Origin of the sequence: Streptomyces anulatus, assembly GCF_000721175.1 — a bacterium.
GTDB lineage: Bacteria > Actinomycetota > Actinomycetes > Streptomycetales > Streptomycetaceae > Streptomyces > Streptomyces anulatus_C.
In genome coordinates this window covers 206109-226010 of sequence record NZ_JOEZ01000021.1, presented here as the reverse complement: position 1 = coordinate 226010, position 19902 = coordinate 206109, and the positions used below count along the sequence as shown (strand labels likewise).

At 72.6% G+C, this 19902-nt stretch carries 18 protein-coding genes and 1 pseudogene; 16 read left to right on the top strand and 3 right to left on the bottom strand.

From position 1 onward, the window contains the following. Nucleotide 1 precedes the first annotated feature (1 nt). From IG90_RS0124925 to IG90_RS0124870, 13 genes and pseudogenes are all read left to right on the top strand, one after another. The gene (locus IG90_RS0124925) at nucleotides 2-808 is read left to right on the top strand and encodes an aldose epimerase family protein (protein WP_030588676.1); all 807 of its coding nucleotides are present in this window, start codon (nucleotides 2-4) and stop codon (nucleotides 806-808) included. A 48-nt stretch (nucleotides 809-856) separates the two neighbouring features. After that, nucleotides 857-1396 carry an orotate phosphoribosyltransferase gene (pyrE, locus tag IG90_RS0124920; RefSeq protein WP_030588674.1) on the top strand — a complete coding sequence of 180 codons (540 nt, stop codon included), beginning with the start codon at nucleotides 857-859 and terminating at the stop codon, nucleotides 1394-1396. 141 nt (nucleotides 1397-1537) lie between these two features. Continuing rightward, the gene (gene fbaA / locus IG90_RS0124915) at nucleotides 1538-2569 is read left to right on the top strand and encodes a class II fructose-bisphosphate aldolase (protein ID WP_030588671.1); all 1032 of its coding nucleotides are present in this window, start codon (nucleotides 1538-1540) and stop codon (nucleotides 2567-2569) included. A 92-nt stretch (nucleotides 2570-2661) separates the two neighbouring features. Beyond that, a complete protein-coding gene (locus IG90_RS0124910) occupies nucleotides 2662-3825 on the top strand; it encodes a MalY/PatB family protein (protein WP_030588669.1) in 1164 nt (387 codons plus the stop codon). A 161-nt stretch (nucleotides 3826-3986) separates the two neighbouring features. Further along, nucleotides 3987-4097: pseudogene (locus tag IG90_RS46120) on the top strand (MFS transporter); the annotation flags it as partial. 217 nt (nucleotides 4098-4314) lie between these two features. After that, the gene (locus IG90_RS0124905; protein WP_030588667.1) at nucleotides 4315-4728 is read left to right on the top strand and encodes a DUF3151 domain-containing protein; all 414 of its coding nucleotides are present in this window, start codon (nucleotides 4315-4317) and stop codon (nucleotides 4726-4728) included. 230 nt (nucleotides 4729-4958) lie between these two features. Beyond that, nucleotides 4959-5807, top strand: coding sequence for a tryptophan 2,3-dioxygenase family protein (locus IG90_RS0124900; protein WP_030588665.1), 849 nt, complete (start codon nucleotides 4959-4961; stop codon nucleotides 5805-5807). Further along, nucleotides 5800-7047, top strand: coding sequence for a kynureninase (gene kynU, locus IG90_RS0124895; protein ID WP_030588663.1), 1248 nt, complete (start codon nucleotides 5800-5802; stop codon nucleotides 7045-7047). The genes IG90_RS0124900 and kynU overlap by 8 nt, the downstream gene beginning before the upstream one ends. Before the next feature lie 116 nt (nucleotides 7048-7163). Continuing rightward, on the top strand, nucleotides 7164-8069 hold the full coding sequence (locus IG90_RS0124890; protein ID WP_030588661.1) for an alpha/beta hydrolase: 906 nt from the start codon (nucleotides 7164-7166) through the stop codon (nucleotides 8067-8069). A gap of 103 nt (nucleotides 8070-8172) precedes the next feature. Then, the gene (locus tag IG90_RS0124885) at nucleotides 8173-9000 is read left to right on the top strand and encodes an SDR family oxidoreductase (RefSeq protein ID WP_030588658.1); all 828 of its coding nucleotides are present in this window, start codon (nucleotides 8173-8175) and stop codon (nucleotides 8998-9000) included. A 153-nt stretch (nucleotides 9001-9153) separates the two neighbouring features. Beyond that, nucleotides 9154-10515, top strand: a complete 1362-nt coding sequence (locus tag IG90_RS0124880) for a sensor histidine kinase (protein ID WP_030588656.1) — start codon at nucleotides 9154-9156, stop codon at nucleotides 10513-10515. After that, nucleotides 10512-11180, top strand: a complete 669-nt coding sequence (locus IG90_RS0124875) for a response regulator (RefSeq protein WP_030588654.1) — start codon at nucleotides 10512-10514, stop codon at nucleotides 11178-11180. The genes IG90_RS0124880 and IG90_RS0124875 overlap by 4 nt, the downstream gene beginning before the upstream one ends. A 48-nt stretch (nucleotides 11181-11228) precedes the next feature. Next, nucleotides 11229-12434: a cytochrome P450 gene (locus IG90_RS0124870; RefSeq protein ID WP_030588652.1), complete on the top strand. Its 1206-nt coding sequence runs from the start codon at nucleotides 11229-11231 to the stop codon at nucleotides 12432-12434. A 172-nt stretch (nucleotides 12435-12606) separates the two neighbouring features. Here IG90_RS0124870 and IG90_RS0124865 read toward each other — a convergent pair whose 3' ends face one another. Together IG90_RS0124865 and IG90_RS0124860 are read right to left on the bottom strand one after the other, a co-directional pair. Next, the gene (locus tag IG90_RS0124865; RefSeq protein WP_030588650.1) at nucleotides 12607-12879 is read right to left on the bottom strand and encodes a DUF1876 domain-containing protein; all 273 of its coding nucleotides are present in this window, start codon (nucleotides 12877-12879) and stop codon (nucleotides 12607-12609) included. A 32-nt stretch (nucleotides 12880-12911) separates the two neighbouring features. Next, the gene (locus tag IG90_RS0124860; RefSeq protein ID WP_030588648.1) at nucleotides 12912-13793 is read right to left on the bottom strand and encodes a hypothetical protein; all 882 of its coding nucleotides are present in this window, start codon (nucleotides 13791-13793) and stop codon (nucleotides 12912-12914) included. A gap of 186 nt (nucleotides 13794-13979) precedes the next feature. On the opposite strand from IG90_RS0124860, the gene IG90_RS0124855 reads away from it, so the two are divergent. Both IG90_RS0124855 and IG90_RS0124850 read left to right on the top strand, forming a co-directional pair. Next, nucleotides 13980-15263: an adenylosuccinate synthase gene (locus IG90_RS0124855; RefSeq protein WP_030588646.1), complete on the top strand. Its 1284-nt coding sequence runs from the start codon at nucleotides 13980-13982 to the stop codon at nucleotides 15261-15263. Between the two features lie 630 nt (nucleotides 15264-15893). After that, complete coding sequence (locus IG90_RS0124850) at nucleotides 15894-16778, top strand: glycoside hydrolase family 19 protein (RefSeq protein ID WP_030588643.1); 885 nt, start codon at nucleotides 15894-15896, stop codon at nucleotides 16776-16778. Nucleotides 16779-16879: 101 nt separating this feature from the next. Here the strand turns inward: IG90_RS0124850 and dnaN are convergent, their stop codons facing one another. Next, nucleotides 16880-18007: a DNA polymerase III subunit beta gene (gene dnaN, locus IG90_RS0124845; protein WP_030588640.1), complete on the bottom strand. Its 1128-nt coding sequence runs from the start codon at nucleotides 18005-18007 to the stop codon at nucleotides 16880-16882. 361 nt (nucleotides 18008-18368) lie between these two features. On the opposite strand from dnaN, the gene IG90_RS0124840 reads away from it, so the two are divergent. Further along, nucleotides 18369-19826, top strand: a complete 1458-nt coding sequence (locus IG90_RS0124840) for a helix-turn-helix domain-containing protein (protein WP_030588637.1) — start codon at nucleotides 18369-18371, stop codon at nucleotides 19824-19826. The last annotated feature ends 76 nt before the right edge of the window (nucleotides 19827-19902 follow it).

Below are 19902 nucleotides of genomic sequence, written 5' to 3'. Positions count from 1 at the left end.
GGTGAGCAGGAGCGAAGAGAACGTCAGGCTGACCGTCGGCGAAGCCGAGTTGACCGTCGACCCCCTGCACGGCTGCCGGATCAGCAGCCTGCGGATCGGGGGCGCCGAACTGCTCCGCCAGGGCGAGCGGTACGGCTGCTTCCCGATGGTGCCCTGGTGCGGACGTACCGGGTACGGGCAGTTCCGCAACGGTGACGCGCTCCACGAGCTGCCGCTGAACTCCCCGCCGCACGCCATCCACGGCACCGGCCGGGACACCTCCTGGCACACCGTCCACACGGCCGCCGATGCGGACGAGGGCCGGGCGGCCTTCTACTACGACCTCGCCGAGCCCTGGCCCTACCCGGGCCGGGTGACGCAGACCTTCGAGCTGACCGAGGACACGCTGCTCCTCGGCCTCGCCGTCGAGACGTACGGCAACTCCTTCCCGGCCCAGGCCGGCTGGCACCCCTGGTTCCACCGCACCCTCGACGGCCGGGACGCCGAGCTGTCCTTCGACGCCGCCTGGCAGGAGGAGCGCGGCGCGGACCATCTGCCCACCGGCCGCCGCATCGACCCCCTGCCCGGCCCGTGGGACGACTGCTTCGGCATGCCCGACGGCGTGGACGTGAAGCTCACCTGGCCGGAGCGGCTGGAGCTGACGGTGAAGAGCCGGAGCGAGTGGGTGGTGATCTACGACGAGCAGGACGAGGCCGTCTGCGTGGAGCCGCAGTCCGGGCCACCGAACGGACTGAACACCACGCCCCGGCTGGTGACCCCGATCGACCCGCTGGAGATCACGACGACCTGGAGCTGGACGCGGCTCTGAAACGGTGCCCGGCCGTGGGCCCGGCCCGTACCGCTTACCCTCGTGGACATGACTGACGTACGCGCTGACCTGCTCCAGCAGATCAAGGACAAGGCCGTGGTGCACGGCAAGGTGACCCTCTCCTCGGGTCTGGAAGCCGACTGGTACATCGACCTGCGCCGCATCACGCTGGACGGCAAGGCCGCGCCGCTGGTCGGCCAGGTCATGCTCGACGCCACCGCCGAGCTGGACTACGACTGCGTCGGCGGGCTGACCCTGGGCGCCGACCCGGTCGCCACCTCGATGCTGCACGCCTCCGCCGCCCGCGGAACGACCCTGGACGCGTTCGTCGTCCGCAAGGCGCAGAAGGCGCACGGGATGCAGCGCCGGATCGAGGGCACCGATGTGAAGGGCCGCCGCTGCCTGGTCGTCGAGGACACCTCGACGACGGGCGGTTCGCCGCTGACCGCCGTCGAGGCGGTGCGCGAGGCGGGTGGGGAGGTCGTCGCCGTCGCCGTGATCGTCGAGCGCGGGGCCGCCCCGGCGATCGCCGAGGCCGGTCTGCCGTACGTCCACGTCTACTCGGTGGCCGATCTCGACCTGGGCTGAGCCCGGGCGGACGGTTTCACGTGAAACAGGGTCCGCCGAGTGGAGCCCGATGAGGAGTCTGGGAAGATGGGGGCGACGATGACGTCGCCCCCAGGTCAGGGACTCAAGCCTGCACACCCGCACATCCCAAGGAGCGGTCAGATGCCCATCGCAACCCCCGAGGCGTACGCCGAGATGCTCGACCGGGCAAAGGCGGGCAAGTTCGCCTACCCGGCCATCAACGTGACCTCGTCCCAGACTCTGCACGCCGCCCTGCGTGGCTTCGCGGAGGCCGAGAGCGACGGCATCGTCCAGATCTCCACCGGTGGTGCGGAGTTCCTGGGCGGCCAGCACAACAAGGACATGGTCACGGGTGCGGTCGCCCTGGCCGAGTTCGCGCACATCGTCGCCGCGAAGTACGACGTCACCATCGCGCTGCACACCGACCACTGCCCCAAGGACAAGCTGGACGGGTACGTACGTCCGCTGCTCGACGTCTCCGCCGAGCGCGTCGCCAAGGGTCTCAACCCGCTGTTCCAGTCCCACATGTGGGACGGCTCCGCCGAGACCCTCGCCGACAACCTGGCCATCGGCCAGGAGCTGCTGGCCAAGGCCGCCGCCGCCAAGATCATCCTTGAGGTCGAGATCACCCCGACCGGCGGTGAGGAGGACGGCGTCACGCACGAGATCAACGACGAGCTGTACACGACCGTCGACGACGCGCTGCGCACCGCCGAGGCGCTCGGCCTGGGCGAGAAGGGCCGCTACCTGCTGGCCGCCTCCTTCGGCAACGTCCACGGCGTCTACAAGCCGGGCAACGTCGTGCTCCGTCCCGAGCTGCTGAAGGACCTTCAGGCTGGCGTCTCCGAGAAGTACGGCAAGCCGGCCGGCAGCCAGCCGTTCGACTTCGTCTTCCACGGCGGTTCGGGCTCCACCGCCGAGGAGATCGCCACCGCGCTGGAGAACGGCGTCGTGAAGATGAACCTCGACACCGACACGCAGTACGCCTTCACCCGCCCGGTCGTGGACCACGTGTTCCGCAACTACGACGGCGTGCTGAAGGTCGACGGCGAGGTCGGCAACAAGAAGACCTACGACCCCCGCACCTGGGGCAAGGCCGCCGAGGCCGGCATGGCCAAGCGCGTCACCGAGGCGTGCGGGCACCTGCGCTCCACGGGCACGAAGCTGAAGTAACCACCCGTTCGCACGGACGTACGGTGTCGGGCCCGGTCCTCCTTCAGGAGGCCGGGCCCGCTGCCGTGCCGGGAGAAAGAAGAGGACCTGTCGTGGGCGCGCCCTACGATTTCGACACCGTAGTCGACCGCCGGGGCACCTGGTGCGTCCAGTGGGACGGGGTCGCGGACCGGTTCGGGGCGGACGGGCTGCTGCCGTTCACCATCTCCGACATGGACTTCGCCACGGCGCCCGAGGTCCTGGCCGCGCTGCGGGCCCGCCTGGAGCACGGGGTGTTCGGCTACACCACCTGGCAGCAGGACGACTTCCGCTCGGCGATAGCGCACTGGTACGCCACCCGGTACGGCACCACGATCGACACCGGGCAGCTGGTCTACGGCCCGTCCGTGCTCTCCCAGCTCTCCCAGCTCCTCCAGATGTGGACGGGGGAGGGGGACGGTGTCGTCGTCCACACCCCCACGTACGACGGCTTCCGCAAGGCGATCACCGGGCTCGGGCGTGAGCTGCGGGGGGTGCCGGTGGGGGACGAGGAGGCGCTGGAGCGCGAGCTGGCCCGGCCCGACGCGAAGGTGCTGGTGCTGTGCTCGCCCCACAACCCGACGGGGTACGTGTGGACGGCCGGGGAGCTGGCCCGGACCGCCGCGCTGGCCGAGCGGTACGGGGTCGCGGTGATCAGCGACGAGATCCACGCGGACTTCGTGCACGAGGGGCCTGCGGGGCGCGTCCATGTGCCGTGGACGCGGGTGGCGGGGGCCGGGCGCTGGGCACTCGTCTCCTCCGGGTCGAAGGCGTTCAACTTCCCGGCGCTGACCGGTTCGTACGGGCTGATCGGCGATCCGGCCGACCGGGCGGAGTTCCTGCGCCGGATGGAGACGGCGGAGGGGCTGGCGTCGCCCGCCGTTCTGTCGTTGACCGCGCACATCGCGGCGTACCGGGAGGGGGCGGCGTGGCTGGACGCGGTACGGGCGTATGTGGCGGGGAACCTGGGTCACGTCGCGGAGCGGCTGGGGGCCGACCTTCCTGAGCTGGGGTGGGTGCCGCCGCAGGCCGGGTACCTGGCGTGGATCGATCTGCGGCCTCTCGGGGTGGACGAGTCGGAGTTGCAGCGGGTGCTGGTGGAGAGGGAGAAGGTGGCGATCATGGGGGGCTCCGTCTACGGGGCGCCCGGGTGCGTCCGGCTGAACGTGGGGTGTCCTCGGGGGAAGGCCGAGGTGGGCGTGGGGGCGCTGGTGCGGGCGGTGGAGGCCGTGCGGTAGCCGGTGGATTCGGGGCTCCGCCCCCGGACCCCCGCTGCTCAATCGCCGGAGGGGCTTGAATCGGCCGCCCCGGGCCGTCGTGTGCGGGGAGGGGGGGCGGGGGGAGCTGCTTCCACGGCCGCTGCCTCCGCGCCCGGTGAGATTCGGGTCGCCTCGTCCGTCGGGCGCGGGCCGTGGGGCTCTGGTCCGGGTTCGGCGGGGTCGGGGCGGCCGTGGGGCCCTTCGTGGGCGGGTGGCTCGTCGACGGGCCCGGGGGGCGGTGGGTGTTCCTGCGGCGGGCGCGGTCATCGCCTGGTGGACGGTGCGTACCCCGGCCGCCGCACCGTCCGCGGCGAGCGGGCCGAGTGCGCGGTGCACTGCGGGGTCGTCGCCCCACCGCTGGAGCCGGAGCACCGACGGGAGGGCGGGCCCCGGAGCCCGTGTGAACGCGCTGTGCCGCGGAGCCGGGGCGTGGTGCCGCCGGGCCGTCGCGGCAGGCACACTTGACCCATGTCCATCCACGAGAACCTGCTCGGCGGCCCCGCCCCGACCCATCTCCCCGACGACCCCGAGCCGCGCGAGCTGCTCGCCGCCGGCACCCCGCCCGCCGAGGTCGCCGCGAAGTACCCCACCTCCTCGCTCGCCTGGGCGCAGCTCGCCGACGAGGCGTACGAGGGCGGCCGGGTCATCGAGTCGTACGCGTACGCCCGTACCGGCTACCACCGCGGCCTCGACTCCCTGCGCCGGGCCGGCTGGAAGGGCCACGGCCCCGTCCCGTTCGAGCACGAGCCGAACCGTGGCTTCCTGCGCGCCCTGCACGCCCTGGCGCGGGCCGCCGGGTCGATCGGGGAGACCGAGGAGCACGAGCGCTGCTCGACGTTCCTGCGGGACTCCTCGCCGACCGCCGCCGACATCCTCAGCTGACCCTCTCGGCGCTCCCCGCCCACGCACACCGGGCGGGGAGGCGCCCAGGGGGAAGCCCTCGTACTGGACGTACTCGGGCTTTCGGCCGGTGCGGCGAGAGTGCGTGCCGGGCGTCGCGACGGGGCGAACCTTGGCTGACGCGGCACTAGTATGCGAGCAGGGGACCGGAGCTCCATCACCTCACGGAAGGGGCGGACCGCTACCCGGAAGCTCGTGTCGAGGAGACAGCGATGTCGACGAATCACCCCGACCCCGAAGCCACCGGTGCGGACACCCCGCACCTGGACTTCGCGGGAACGACTCCGTACGAGGACTATGTCCAGGCGGATGTCCTGACCCACCTCCAGCACCTGCGCTCGGACGATCCCGGCGAGATGGTCTTCCTGGTCACCACCCAGGTCATGGAGCTGTGGTTCACGGTCATCGTCCATGAGTGGGAGACCGCGACCCGCGCCCTGCGCGAGGACCGCATACCCGTCGCGCGCGACGCCCTGAAGCGTTCGCTGCGCGAGCTGGAGGCGCTCAACGAGTCCTGGCGGCCGCTGGCCGGACTCACCCCCGCCCAGTTCAACTCCTACCGGGGATCCCTCGGCGAGGGCTCCGGGTTCCAGTCCGCGATGTACCGGCGGATGGAGTTCCTGCTCGGCGACAAGTCCGCCTCCATGCTGGTGCCGCACCGGGGCGCGCCCCGGGTGTACGCCGAGCTGGAGAAGGCGCTCGGGGAGCCCAGCCTGTACGACGAGACGCTCGCCCTGCTGGCCCGGCGCGGATATGCCGTTCCCGAGTCGGTCATCGGCCGGGACCTGACCAAGCGGTACGAGCCGTCGCCCGAGGTCGAGGCCGTGTGGGCGGAGATCTACGCCTCCGACGACCAGAACGACGAGCTGGTGCGCCTCGGCGAGCTGCTCACCGATGTCGGCGAGCTCGTCTGGCGGTGGCGCAACGACCACCTCGTCGCCACCCGGCGCGCGATGGGCTCCAAGACCGGCACCGGCGGCTCCGCCGGGGTGGCCTGGCTGGAGAAGCGCGCCACGAAGAACGTGTTCCCCGAGCTGTGGACGGCGCGCAGTCATGTCTGAGACCCCACGCGCCACGGAGACAGGCCTTCGCGAGCGCGCCGCCGTCCTCGACGCCGCCGATCCGCTCGCCCCTCAGCGGGGGCTCTTCGCGCTCGACGACGGCGTGTACCTCGACGGCAACTCCCTCGGCGCGCTCCCCGTCCACGTCCCCGCCCGGGTGCAGGACGTCCTCACCCGTCAGTGGGGCGAGCTGCGCATCAGGTCCTGGGACGAGAGCGGCTGGTGGACCGCGCCCGAGCGGATCGGCGACCGGATCGCCCCGCTCGTCGGGGCCGCCGCAGGACAGGTCGTCGTCTCCGACTCGACCAGCGTGAACGTCTTCAAGGCGGTCGTCGCCGCGAGCCGGCTCGCCGGGGAGGGACGCGACGAGATCCTGGTTGACGCGACCACCTTTCCCACGGACGGGTACATCGCGTCCGCCGCCGCCCGGCTCACCGGTCACCGGATCGTGCCCGTCGCGCCCACCGGCGTACCGGACGTGCTCGGTCCGCGTACCGCCGCCGTGCTGCTCAACCACGTCGACTTCCGCTCCGGCCGGCTGCACGACCTGCCCGGGCTGACCGCCGCCGTCCACGCGGCGGGGGCGATCGCGGTGTGGGACCTCTGCCACAGCGCCGGTGCGCTGCCCGTCGGGCTCGACGAGCACGGGGTGGACCTGGCCGTCGGCTGCACCTACAAGTACCTGAACGGCGGCCCCGGTTCGCCCGCGTACCTGTACGTCGCCGAACGCCACCAGGCCGCCTTCGACTCGCCGCTGCCGGGCTGGAACTCGCACGCCGACCCGTTCGGCATGACCCCCGACTACGCCCCGGCGGACGGTTCCGTGCGGGGCCGGGTCGGCACGCCCGACATCGTCTCCATGCTGACGCTGGAAGCGGCGCTGGACGTGTGGGACGGGGTCCGTGTGGACGCCGTGCGAGCCAAGTCGCTGGCGTTGACGGACTTCTTCCTGGAGTGCGTCGACGCGTACGCACCGGCGGGCCGGGTCACCTCCGTCACCCCGGCCGCGCACGCCGAACGCGGCAGCCAGGTCGCCCTGCGCTGCGACGAGGCGGAGCCCGTGATGCGCCGGCTGATCGAGCGGGGCGTCGTCGGTGATCTGCGGCGGCCGGACGTGCTGCGGTTCGGCTTCACCCCGCTGTACGTGGGATTCGCCGACGCGGAACGGGCGGCGCGGATTCTGGCCGAGGTGCTGGCCGATGTGCCCGCCGGGGGCACGGCCGGGGACACTGTCGGCTGACGGTTCGTCACGGTCTGTTCGGCCGGGCGGGGGCGGTGCCGAGGGCTGGTACCGTCCCCGCAGGTCAGCCCAGTTGGGCACGGGACACAGGCACAGGCATAGGACGGTTGAGCAGCATGTCGGATTCTGCCGCGCGTGATCGGGACGTCGCCGAGATGGAGTCGGCGTTCGCGCATCCGGAGGTCGCCCCCGACCGGTCCGCCGCCTACGGTGACCACCCCGACCAGGTCATCGACTTCTACGCCCCGCGCGACGGCCGCACCGGCGCCCCGCTCGTCGTCCTCCTGCACGGCGGTGCCTGGCGGGCCCCGTACGACCGGGCCCATGCCTCCCCGCTCGCGGACTTCCTGGCCCGCCGGGGCTTCGCCGTGGCGAGCGTGGAGTACCGGCGCGGCGGCGACGGCATCCCGCAGCAGCGCGGCGGCGAGGAGAGCACCCGGCCGGGCGGTGCCGATCCCGTCGCGGGGCGCTGGCCGGAGACCTTCGACGACGTGGCCGCGGCCCTGGACGCGATGCCCGTGCTGGCCGCCCGCGAGCTGCCGGGCGCCGATGTGCGGCGGATCGTGGTCACCGGGCACTCGGCGGGCGGGCACCTCGCCCTGTGGGCGGCGGCGCGGCACGTCCTGCCCGAGGGGTCGCCGTGGCGGCTGCCCGCCCCGCCGCCGCTGCGCGGGGTCGTCGCCCTGGCCCCGATCGCGGACTTCACGACGGCGGTCGAGCTGGGGGTGTGCGGCGGTGCGGTCACCCAACTCCTGGGCGGGGAAGCGGACTTCGAGGAGCGCGCGGCGCACGCCGACCCCGGGGTGCTGCTGCCGACCGGGATCGCCACCGCGATCGTGCAGGGCGTCGACGACATCGTCGTCCCGCAGGCCGTGTCCGAGGCGTACGTCGACGCGGCGGCCAGGTCCGGCGAGATGGTCGGACTGACGCTGCTCGGCGGCGTCGGGCACTTCCCGCTGATCGATCCGGCCGCCGACGCCTGCGCCGTCGTGGCCGAGGAGATCACTCAGCTCGCCTGGTGAGTTCCTGAGGCCCGCCTGATTGCGGACCAAAGGTGTCCGCAAGGGTCTCTACGTTGGTTCTGTTGCCGCTCGGACGGAGTGGGAACCGACGAAGGAGAACCTCATGACGATCCTGGTGACCGGGGCCACGGGAACGGTCGGCCGCCGTGTGGTCGAGCAGCTGCTGGAGCGCGGCGAGCACGTCCGGGCCCTGACCCGCGACCCGGCGCGGGCGGAGCTCCCGGCCGGCGTCGACGTCGTCCGCGGCGACCTCACGGACCCGGCGTCGCTGGTCCCCGCGCTGGACGGGGTGACCGGACTGCACCTCATCACCTTCGGCGGAGAGTTCTTCGCCCCGCTGGAGACCGGTGCGGAGATCCTCGGTCTGGCCGGGAAGGCGGGCGTGCGCCGGGTGACCGTGCTGCACGGCGGCGGGGCCACCCCGATGGAGGCGGCGGTGCGCGCGAGCGACTTCGCCTGGTCCGTCGTGATGCCGGTGGAGTTCATGGCGAACGCCCTGGAGTGGGCGCCCGGCATCAGGAGCGACGGCGTGGTGCGCGAGCCCTTCACCGGCCGGCTGAGTGCGATGGTCCACGAGGCGGACATCGGTGCGGTGGCGGCCGCCGCCCTCACCGAGGACGGTCACGGCGGCCAGGAGTACCTGGTCACCGGCCCGCAGGTGCTGACCGTCCGCGACAAGGTGGCGGCCGTCGCCGCGGCGCGCGGCGCGGACGTCGAGCTGGTCGAGCTCACCGAGGAACAGGCGCTGGAGACCTGGCGGGGCCAGGGCATGCCGGAGGACGTGATCGCGTTCCTGATCGACGTCTACCGGGACACCCCGCCGGAGGGCCGGACCGTGCTCGACACGGTGGAGAAGGTCACCGGGCGGCCGGCGCGGACCTTCGCGCAGTGGGCCGAGGAGCATGCGGACCACTTCCGCGCGGGAGCCTGACCGGGGGTCCGGCCGGGGGCCGACCGGGGGTCCGACCAGGCGCTTTCCGGTCCCTGACGCGATACGGGGGAGGCAGGTAGTCCTTGAGGGGGACGCCCCCGAATCCGTAGCGATGCTGACGACCTCCCGTCCGCGGCCGCCTACCGTGAGAGCGTGACCGAGACCCAGACAAAGACCAGCAGCCCGGAGTTCCGGGCGGCCGCAGGGGCGATAGACGGCCTGCGGGAGGACCTCCTGCGCCGAGTGTTCGACTACCGTCCCCTGCCGCCTCTGAACCCCGACGGACGGCTGATCCGGCGGCTGCCCGAGGGGATGCGCAGGGTCGTCGTCTGGACCCCGCACGCTCTGGTGCTGTTCGCCGCCTTCGTCGTGATGATGGCCGGATTCGCGAACTGGCACTACCGCTTCCTGATGGGTGTGGTGCCCGCGATTCCGGTCGTGATGACCCTCATCAGGCCGGTCGCCGCGTACTGGGGCTCGATGCTGGCGATCGTCTTCTGCGCGATCCTGGGCAGCGACGGGCTCCTGGGCCCCGGCGTCTTCGTCGCCCAGATGGTGGTCATGGTGGTCGTGGCCGCCCGGACCCGGCCCCGTACGGCCGCCTGGATGTGGTTGCTGACCCTTCTGTTCGGCATGCTGCTGGAAGGCGGCGAACCGTCGAGCATTGCGCCCCTGGCCACGCTCTCCGCCTTCGCGCTGCTCGTCGTCGCCGTGATCCAGATCCGGCGCGACGCCGAGCGCGAGGTCACCGTGCAGCGCACCGTCACCGCCGTCGAGCGCGACCGGCGCACCCTGCTGGAGGAGCGCACCACCATCGCCCGGGAGCTGCACGACGTGGTGGCCCACCACATGTCGGTCGTCGCGATCCAGGCCGAGGCCGCCCCCTACCGGGTCGAGAACCCGCCGCCCGAGCTGGAGCAGGCCTTCGTCACCATCCGGGAGAACGCCGTCGCCGCCCTCACCGAGCTGCGCCGCGTCCTCGGGGTCGTAAGGGCGGAGGACTACGAGGCCCCGGACGCCCCGCAGCCCACCCTCGCCGCGCTCGACGGGCTCCTGGACAACGTCCGCGAGACGGGCCTGGAGACCGAGAAGGTGATCACCGGGGCCGTCCGCGAGCTGCCGCAGGGCGTCGAGCTGTCGGCGTACCGGATCGTCCAGGAGGCCCTGAGCAACAGCCTGCGGCACGCGCCGGGCGCCGCCGCCAGGGTCGAGCTCGGCTATGTCCTCGGCGGGCTCGGGCTGCGCGTGGTCAACGGGCCCCCGCGCGGCCTGGTCAAGCCCTCGCCGGGGGCCGGGCACGGGATCACCGGGATGCGGGAGCGGGTCGCGATGCTGAACGGCGAGATGACGGCCGGGACGACCGCGGACGGCGGCTACGAGATCGCCGTCTTCCTCCCCGTACCGCTGTCCCAGGAACCGGAGGCGCGGGACGCGGCCGGCGGCAGGACGGACCCGGTCACGGACGCGACCGGCAACGCCGACACCGTTCTCGTCGAGCGGGACGGCCGCGCATGAGCGACACCGACATCCGGGTCCTGATCGTCGACGACCAGATGATGGTCCGCGAGGGCTTCTCGGTCCTGCTCAACGCGATGCCGGGGATCACCGTCGTGGGCGAGGCGGTGGACGGGAGCCAGGCCCTGGCCCAGGTCGCCGCCCTGCGCCCGGACGTCGTCCTGATGGACATCCGTATGCCGGAGATGAACGGCATCGAGGCGACCCGCGAGATCGTCGCGCGGGACGCCGACGCGAAGGTCCTGGTGCTGACGACCTTCGACCTCGACGAGTACGTCTACCAGGCGCTGCGGGCCGGGGCCTCGGGCTTCCTCCTCAAGGACGCCTCCGCCCGGCAGCTCGCCGACGGGGTACGGGTGGTGGCCTCGGGCGAGGCGCTGCTCGCCCCGACGGTGACCCGGCGGCTGATCACCGAGTTCTCCAAGCTCGCGGAGACCCCGCGGCCGCCCGCGCTGGCCCGGATCGGCGATCTCACCGAGCGCGAGACGGAGGTGCTCGTCCTGATCGCGCAGGGGCTCTCCAACGCGGAGATCGCCGCGCACCTGATCGTCGCCGAGTCCACGATCAAGACGCACGTCAGCCGCATCCTGGTGAAGCTGGGGCTGCGCGACCGGACCCAGGCGGCGGTCTTCGCGTACGAGGCGCGGCTGGTGACTCCGGGATAGCACCCCGGCCCCCCTTGCGGCGGGCGCGGGCGCGGGTAGCGTCGGGGCATGCACGTGTCCTTCGATCCCTGGTCGCCCGCGTTCGTCGCCGATCCCTACCCCGCCTACACCGCGCTGCGCGCCGCCGGCCGGGCGCACTGGTTCGAGCCGACGGGACAGTGGCTGATCCCGCACCACTCCGACGTGTCGGCCCTGCTGCGCGACCGGCGGCTCGGCCGGACGTATCTGCACCGCTTCAGCCACGAGGAGTTCGGCCGCACCCCGCCGCCCGCCGCACACGAGCCGTTCACCACGCTCAACGGGCAGGGCATCCTCGACCTGGAGGCCCCCGACCACCCCCGGATCCGGCGGCTGATCTCCAAGGCGTTCACCCCGCGTACGGTCGAGAACCTGGCCCCGACCGTGCGGCGGCTGGCGGCCGGGCTGGTCGACGCGTTCGTGGCGAAGGGCGGCGGGGACCTGCTGGCCGACGTCGCGGAGCCGCTGCCGGTCGCGGTGATCGCCGAGATGCTGGGCGTCCCGGAGACGGACCGGGCCCTGCTGCGGCCCTGGTCGGCGGCGATCTGCGGGATGTTCGAGCTGAACCCCTCCCAGGAGACGGCCGAGGCCGCCGTCCGCGCCTCCGTCGACTTCTCCGCGTATCTGCGCGGACTGATCGCCGAGCGGCGCGCGAACCCGGGCGAGGACCTGATCTCGGCGCTCATCGCCGCCCACGACGAGGGCGAGCGGCTGACCGAGCAGGAGATGATCTCGACCTGTGTGCTCCTGCTGAACGCCGGCCACGAGGCGACGGTGAACACCACCGTCAACGGCTGGCGCACGCTCTTCCACCACCCGGAACAGCTGGCCGCCCTGCGCGCCGACCCCGCGCTGCTGCCCACCGCGATCGAGGAACTCCTGCGCTACGACACCCCGTTGCAGATGTTCGAGCGCTGGGTGCTGGACGACATCGAGATCGACGGCCAGGTGATCGGGCGGGGGGCGGAGGTGGCGCTGCTGTTCGGCTCGGCCAACCGGGACCCCGAGCGGTTCGCCCGGCCGGACGCGCTGGACCTGTCGCGCGAGGACAACCCGCACATCACCTTCGGCGCGGGCATCCACTTCTGCCTGGGCGCCCCGCTGGCCCGGCTGGAGCTGGCCGCCTCCTTCGGGGAGCTGCTCCGCAAGGCGCCCGGGCTGCGGATGACGGCCGAGCCGCAGTGGCAGCCGGGGTATGTGATCCGGGGGCTGAAGGAACTGCGGGCGGAAGTGTAGGGCGCGGCTTCCACGGCCCGGTGCCTCAGCAGGGGGCGTACAAGCCGCGCCCGGCGCTCCGGCCCGGGCGCTCCGGCCGGCGCGTCGATGCCGAGCCCGTCGATGCCGAGCCCGCCGATGCCGAGCCCGCCGATGGCGGCGAGGAGCGGGGTCCGGGGCGGAGCCCCTCGCACTACGTCAGCGGGAACGAGGACCTGCCCGACGCCTCGTCGATCTCGTCGTGCGCCTTTGTCAGCAGTTTCATCGCCAGTTCGTTCAGCGCCCTGGCCCCCGCGATCTCCTCGCCGACCCGCTGCTGGTCGGCGTCCGAGGGGTGGCGGCTGGCGTAGCCGTGGGCGCGTACCTCTGTTCCGTCGGAGAGGCGGACGAGCGCCGCCGCGCGGGTGCGGTGGGTGTCCTCCTCGAATTCGAGGTCGATGTGCCATCCGACAGCGATCCTGGTCATGACCAACACCTCCGGGACGTTCCGGGCGTCTCCTACCAGGGTGCGCCCGCTGTCCCGTCCGCGCTCGCCGGGCCCGGCAGCATCAGCCCCCAGGCGCCCGCCCGGACCGTCCAGGTCCGGGTGCGCACCGGCCCCCCGGTCCGTATGTCCGCCCGGTAGCGGAAGTCCGCGCCGGAGACGGTGACGGCCTTGGCCTCCGCCGTCAGGTCCTCGCCCGATGCGGTGCGGACGACGACGTCGGCCAGGCCCCCGCCGCCCTGTGAGGTCACCGAGATGCCCCGCACCGGCGTGTCCAGGTCGCTCAGCAGCACCCCGTCCGCCTCGATGCGCAGGCGGTGCGTGCCCGGGACCGTGGCGGCGGCGACCGGGGCCGGGCGGACCAGGGACGTCATCAGCGAGCGGCAGGTGTCCCAGACGGCCGTGACGCCCGTCGGCGGGCCCCCCTGACCGGGCAGCGGCGCCGGGGCGGGTATGCGCAGCCGGCCGAGGACCACGCCGTCGCTGTCGTCGACCAGGAGGTCCAGGCGCCGCACCGCACCGTCCAGCGCGGTCCGCGCGGCCGCCACCGCGCCCCGGGGGACGCCGAGGGCGTGCGCCACCTCCAGGGCGTGCGCGGCGCCGACGGGGATCAGGGAGAGGACGCCGTCGGCCAGCTCCCGTTCGCGGTGCAGCTGGGCCACCGCGCGCAGCAGCGCGCGATCGTCGCCGACCACCACGGGCCTGCGCGAACCCCGCCGGGACAGGGCCCGCGCGAACTCCTCGGGGGTGTCCGGAAGGCAGATCTTGGCGTGCGAGCCGGCGCTCAGCACGTCCTTCGCGATACGCACGGACTCGCCGTCGGTCCGGCGGGCGACCGGGTCGATGACCACCAGGAGCTGGTCGTCGCCGTCGCCGGGGGGCTCTGCAGCCGACACCTCGGTCCTTCCTCGGGTAGCATCTTGGTGCAAGAGCCCCTTGCGCTATTGCGCCAGGGGCTTCGTCTATTCCGGGGCACCCGGTTCGACGGCTCAGGCTTTGCCGTACATCGTCGTGCGGCAGGTACGACCTTTACGTACGCCCCCTGACCTTGGACATGCCCCGCCCGGAAGGGGTGTACGCCTGTGCCCGCACTTGTGCTGCTCGGTGCTCAGTGGGGTGACGAGGGCAAGGGGAAGGCCACCGATCTCCTCGGTGGATCCGTGGACTATGTCGTGCGATACCAAGGCGGGAACAACGCCGGTCACACGGTCGTCGTAGGCGACCAGAAGTACGCACTGCATCTCCTCCCCTCCGGAATCCTGTCGCCGGGCTGTACCCCGGTCATCGGGAACGGTGTCGTGGTCGACCCGGCGGTCCTGCTCTCCGAGCTGAGCGGTCTGAACGAGCGAGGCGTCGACACGTCCAAGCTTCTGATCAGCGGCAACGCTCATTTGATCACTCCGTACAACGTCACGCTCGACAAGGTGACCGAGCGCTTCCTCGGGAAGCGCAAGATCGGCACGACGGGCCGGGGTATCGGTCCGACGTACGCCGACAAGATCAACCGGGTGGGGATCCGTGTCCAGGACCTCTACGACGAGTCGATCCTGGTGCAGAAGGTGGAGGCCGCCCTGGAGCAGAAGAACCAGCTCCTGGCCAAGGTCTTCAACCGCCGGGCCATCGAGGCCGGTAAGGTCGTCGAGGACATGCTCCAGTACGCGGAGCAGATCAAGCCGTTCGTCGCCGACACGACCCTGATCCTGAACGATGCCATCGACGAGGGCAAGGTCGTCCTCTTCGAGGGCGGCCAGGGCACGCTGCTCGACGTCGACCACGGCACGTACCCCTTCGTCACCTCGTCGAACCCGACGGCGGGCGGCGCCTGCACCGGCGCCGGTGTCGGACCGACGAAGATCAGCCGGGTCATCGGCATCCTCAAGGCCTACACGACGCGGGTCGGGGCCGGCCCGTTCCCGACGGAGCTGCACGACGAGGACGGCGAGGCGCTGCGGCGCATCGGCGGCGAGCGCGGTGTCACCACCGGCCGTGACCGCCGCTGCGGCTGGTTCGACGCCCCGATCGCGCGGTACGCGACCCGGGTCAACGGCCTGACCGACTTCTTCCTCACCAAGCTCGACGTCCTCACCGGCTGGGAGCAGATCCCGGTCTGCGTGGCGTACGAGATCGACGGCAAGCGCGTCGAGGAGCTCCCGTACAACCAGACCGACTTCCACCACGCGAAGCCGATCTACGAGAACCTTCCTGGCTGGTCCGAGGACATCACCAAGGCCCAGACCTTCGACGACCTGCCGAAGAACGCCAAGGCGTACGTGAAGGCCCTGGAGGAGATGTCGGGCGCCCCGATCTCCGCTATCGGAGTCGGCCCCGGCCGGACCGAGACGATCCAGATCAACTCGTTCCTCTAGGGGGCGGCACCCTGCCCGTGGGGCTGTAGTGCCTGTGCGGTGCCCGTGGGCCCCGGATCCGTTGTGATCCGGGGCCCTGCGGCGTTTCCGGCCCAAGGCCGGGACCCCCCGGTGGGCTGGCCGGTGTCCGTCGCGGCGCGCACGGCGATCCGGCGGCGGCCGGGGAGAGGGCGGCGACGCCGTGGCCGACGCAGGCGTCGTCGTGGAACCACTCCGCGTCCGCCTCGAAGTGGAAACAGGTCGCTTGCCGGACGTGGCGCTCTCCGACTGCAACGCCGCCGGGGACGCCCTCGGGATTTGACCCGCTGAATCTGCCGGGAGCGCGCGCGGGTCCCGGGAGCCGGTCCGCCGGGTGGATGGAACCGTCCGCATGCTGGGCGGCCCGGAAGATTTTACCTTCGGTCCCACCCCGGTCCGAGGGGGACCCGGATGGACTCCCTGCGGAATAGCGGCTGTTGAGGGCCCTCTTGACGCGATCGCGCCGGCCGGTCCGGGCCGAGGCGGGTGGACCCGCATCCTTGACGAGGATGGTCTAGACCTTGACAGGTCCAGACCATCCTCGCTTGAGTGTCGGCACCCCCACGGCGGCGCACGGCCGGACGTCGCGCCGCGTCCAAGGAGTGTGATCACGTGATCCGACGTGTCATGAGTCTGCTGGTCGCGCTCGGCGCGATCGTCGCGGCGCTCGTCGTCCTTCCCGCCGCCACCGCCCAGGCAGCCACCTGCGCCACGGCCTGGAACTCGTCCTCGGTCTACACGAACGGCGGCGCGGTCTCGTACAACGGCCGCAACTACACCGCCAAGTGGTGGACCCAGAACGAGCGTCCGGGCACGTCGGACGTGTGGGCCGACAAGGGGGCCTGCGGCAGCGGGGGCGAGGACCCGGGCGAGAACAACGGCTTCGTCGTCAGCGAGGCGCAGTTCAACCAGATGTTCCCGAACCGGAACGCCTTCTACACGTACAAGGGCCTGACCGACGCCCTGAGCGCCTACCCGGCCTTCGCCAACACCGGCAGCGACGAGGTGAAGAAGCGCGAGGCCGCAGCCTTCCTCGCCAACGTCAGCCACGAGACCGGCGGGCTGTTCTACATCAAGGAAGTCAACGAGGCGAACTACCCGCACTACTGCGACACCACGCAGTCCTACGGCTGCCCGGCCGGCCAGGCCGCCTACTACGGTCGCGGCCCGATCCAGCTGAGCTGGAACTTCAACTACAAGGCGGCCGGTGACGCCCTGGGCATCAACCTGCTGGCCAACCCGTACCTGGTGGAGCAGGACGCCGCCGTGGCGTGGAAGACCGGCCTCTGGTACTGGAACACCCAGAACGGCCCCGGCACCATGACGCCGCACAACGCCATCGTCAACAACGCCGGCTTCGGCGAGACGATCCGCTCGATCAACGGGGCCCTGGAGTGCAACGGCGGCAACCCGGCGCAGGTCCAGAGCCGCGTCAACAAGTTCACGCAGTTCACCCAGATCCTCGGCACCACCACCGGCTCGAACCTGAGCTGTTGACCCCCGGTCCTCACGAGGACCTGTGACCCCCACCCGAACGGGGGGGTGCGTCCGGCTCGCCGCCGGGCCCACCCCCCGTTTCGGCGCTCACGCCAACCGCATCACCCCAACTGCGGCTTCACCGACATCAGCAGGTGCCGGTGGGTGTCCGTGCCCGCCCCGTCCGTGATCATCGCGCGCTGTCCGGCCCCCAGCAGCAGGAGCCGCAGCGACGGATCCGTGAACGAGGCCAGGGCGTCCGCCAGATACCCGGGGTTGAAGGCCACGGTCAGCTCCTCGGCGCCCTCCAGGGCGGCCGGCAGCCGCTGGGACGCCACGTCGTCCTCGTAACCCGCCCGGAGAGTCACGGAGGAGTCGGCGCGGGAGAAGGTCATCTGCACCGGGCTGTCCCCGTCGGCGACGACGGAGACCCGCTTGACCGCCTCCGTCAGCCGGGCCCGGTCCACCACGGCGACGGCCGGGGCCTCCATCGCGAACAGCTTCTCGTGGCGCGGCAGCCGGCCCTCCAGCAGCCGTACGGTGGTCCGCATCCCGGTGTGCTCGAAGCCCGCCGAACCGGTGTCCAGGGCGACGCTCACCAGCCCGGACCGGCCCAGTGAGCGGGCGATCTCGGTGAGGCGGCGGGCGGAGACGATGACGTCGGCGCTCTCGCCGGGGGCGGTCGCCTTCCACGGGACGGTCCGTACGGCGAAGCGGTACCGGTCGGTCGCGGCGAGCGTCATCGTGTCGCCGTCGAGTCCCAGCCGGATCCCGGTGAGCGCGGGCAGCGTGTCGTCGCGCCCGGCGGCCACCGCCACATCGGCCACGGCCGCCGCGAACAGCTCCGCGTCCACCGCGCCCCGGACCCGCGGGAGCGCGGGCAGCGCGGGGTAGTCGTCCAGCGGCAGCACGGAGAGGCCGAACCGGGCGCCGTCGCCGGACACCGTGAACCGCGAGCCCTCCACCGCGCACTCCACGGGCCCCTCGGGCAGCACCTTGCAGATGTCCAGCAGCCGCCGCCCCATGACGAGCACCTTGCCGGGCCGCAGGACCTCGGCGTCCACGTCGATGCGCGCGGACGCCTCGTAGTCGAGCCCGGAGATCCGCAGCCGCCCGCCTTCGCCCCCGCTCCCGCCCTCCGTGTCCAGCAGCAGCCCGCCCAGCACCGGGACGGGCGACCGCACGGGCAGGACGCGGGCCGCCCAGGCCACGGCCTCGGTCAGGGCACTGCGTTCGATGCGGAACTCCATGGGGGTGCCTTCCTCGGACGTCGAAAGCCGGAAGCCGACTTCTCCGTACGACGGTAAGAGGCACCACTGACAATCCGGGGGGCGCGGGAACCGGCGACAGCGACCACCCCCGTGAGCCGCTGCCGCCGCGTTCCCGCGTTACCGTGTTCCGGCCTCCCCCGTCTCCCCCGACGTGCCGGAACACGTTCGGACGATAGAACGGGGGGCAGGGAGACCGGGAGATTCAATACGCCCAGTGGGGCGGCCGCGGGGGTATCAGTCCGCACAGTCGGGCGGATCGGTCCACCCGCACCGCCGCCGCGTCCTGGGCGGGAACGGGGGAGGGGTGCGAGCACGGGAGCGCGCGGACGATCTTCTGCGCATGCACCGGCTGGCCCGCTCCGGCGGAACGGCCGCGCTGCTGCGCTGGCTGGCCGGGCGGGCCGAGGGCTGGGCCGGGCTCGTCGGGCCGGACGGGACGGTGCTGCACGCGGCGGCCCGCACGGCGAGGGCGGTGGTCCCCGATGTCGCGGGGCTGGTCGCCGAGAGCGCGAACGCCCTGACGGAGCGCGGGGCGCGGGCGTACTCCCTCGACACCGGCGCGCACACCGCCCTGTTGTTCCCCCTGAGCGCCGACGACCACGCCGCCCCGATGCTCGTCGTCGTCACGCCCCGGCCCGTGGCCGCCGGGCTCGCCACGCTCCTGGCCGACGTGGTCCTGCCGCTGGCCCTGTGCCGGCAGGCCGAGACGCTGGAGCGCAGACGCCGCCGGGTGGAACTCGCCGAGTCCCGGGGGCGCGAGGCGGTGCTGCACCTGCTGATGACGGGCCAGCTCTCCATCGCCCAGCAGGTCGCGGGTGCGCTGCGCCCCCGGCTTCCCGATCCGGTACGGGTATGTGTCGTGGAGTGCTCCGGCGACGGGCGCGACGAGGTGGTCCAGGTCTGCGTGGACGCGGACGGCGGCCGGTCCTGGATCGTGCGGTGCCCCGTCCACGCCCGCCACCTCATCCTCGTGATGCCCGCACAGGAGCAGGGCCGGGAGGCAGTCCCGGTCGACGAGGCCGTCGCCGCCAGGGTGGGCGACTGCGTGGTGGGCGTCAGCGAGCCCGTGCCGCTGGCCGACACCGGGACCGGCTACCGTCAGGCCTTCCACGCCCTGGCCGCCGCCCGCGAACTGCCGACCCGTCACGCCCGGTTCGGGGTCTCGCCGGATCCCGCGCTCGTCGTCGGACCGGCCGGCCGGCAGTGGGCGAACGAGCTGCTGACGCCGCTCCTGACCCATGTGCCGCGCCGCGCGCAGGACCCCGGGAGCCAGGAGCTCGCGGCCACGGCCGCCTCCTGGCTGGCGTTCTCGTCGCACGCGACCGACCACCTCAAGGTCCACCGCAACACCCTCGCCGCCCGGCTGAGACTCATCGGCGATCTGCTCGGCCTCGACCTGCACCGGCTGGCCGACCAGGCCGCGCTGGACCTGGCGCTGCGCGTCCGCGCCACCCCCGCCCCGGTGTGCACCCCCGAGCCCGCCCCGTACGCCACCACCGGATCCGGCACGCGAGGGGCGGTGCGGGACCTCGACGCCATCCTGCGCCGCCCTGCCGTACGGGACTGGGCCGACCAGCAACTGGCCCCCGTCCTCGGCTCCGAGGAGACCCTGCGCACCTGGCTGCGCTGCGAGGGCCGCCTAGGGCCGGCGGCCGCCGAGCTGGGCATCAGCGTGCCCGGCGCCCGCAAGCGCCTCACCCGGCTCGAAACGGTCCTCCGGCGCTCGCTGCTCCGGCCCCCGAGCGCCCGCTACGACCTGTGGCTCGCGCTGCGGTCCCGGGACCTGGCGGCGGCGTAGGAGGCGTCGCCTAGGGCGTGTTTCGAAAGTAGCGCCGTCCGCCCGGAGGCCGAGCAGGCGGGACTTTCGAAACACG

Coding starts and splice junctions, on each gene's coding strand:
- pyrE (WP_030588674.1), top strand. CDS start 857: ATGACTGACGTACGCGCTGACCTGCTCCAGCAGATCAAGGACAAGGCC.
- IG90_RS0124865 (WP_030588650.1), bottom strand. CDS start 12,879: ATGACCAGGATCGCTGTCGGATGGCACATCGACCTCGAATTCGAGGAG.
- IG90_RS0124870 (WP_030588652.1), top strand. CDS start 11,229: ATGCACGTGTCCTTCGATCCCTGGTCGCCCGCGTTCGTCGCCGATCCC.
- IG90_RS0124890 (WP_030588661.1), top strand. CDS start 7,164: ATGTCGGATTCTGCCGCGCGTGATCGGGACGTCGCCGAGATGGAGTCG.
- IG90_RS0124885 (WP_030588658.1), top strand. CDS start 8,173: ATGACGATCCTGGTGACCGGGGCCACGGGAACGGTCGGCCGCCGTGTG.
- IG90_RS0124905 (WP_030588667.1), top strand. CDS start 4,315: ATGTCCATCCACGAGAACCTGCTCGGCGGCCCCGCCCCGACCCATCTC.
- fbaA (WP_030588671.1), top strand. CDS start 1,538: ATGCCCATCGCAACCCCCGAGGCGTACGCCGAGATGCTCGACCGGGCA.
- dnaN (WP_030588640.1), bottom strand. CDS start 18,007: ATGGAGTTCCGCATCGAACGCAGTGCCCTGACCGAGGCCGTGGCCTGG.
- IG90_RS0124900 (WP_030588665.1), top strand. CDS start 4,959: ATGTCGACGAATCACCCCGACCCCGAAGCCACCGGTGCGGACACCCCG.
- IG90_RS0124875 (WP_030588654.1), top strand. CDS start 10,512: ATGAGCGACACCGACATCCGGGTCCTGATCGTCGACGACCAGATGATG.
- kynU (WP_030588663.1), top strand. CDS start 5,800: ATGTCTGAGACCCCACGCGCCACGGAGACAGGCCTTCGCGAGCGCGCC.
- IG90_RS0124840 (WP_030588637.1), top strand. CDS start 18,369: ATGCACCGGCTGGCCCGCTCCGGCGGAACGGCCGCGCTGCTGCGCTGG.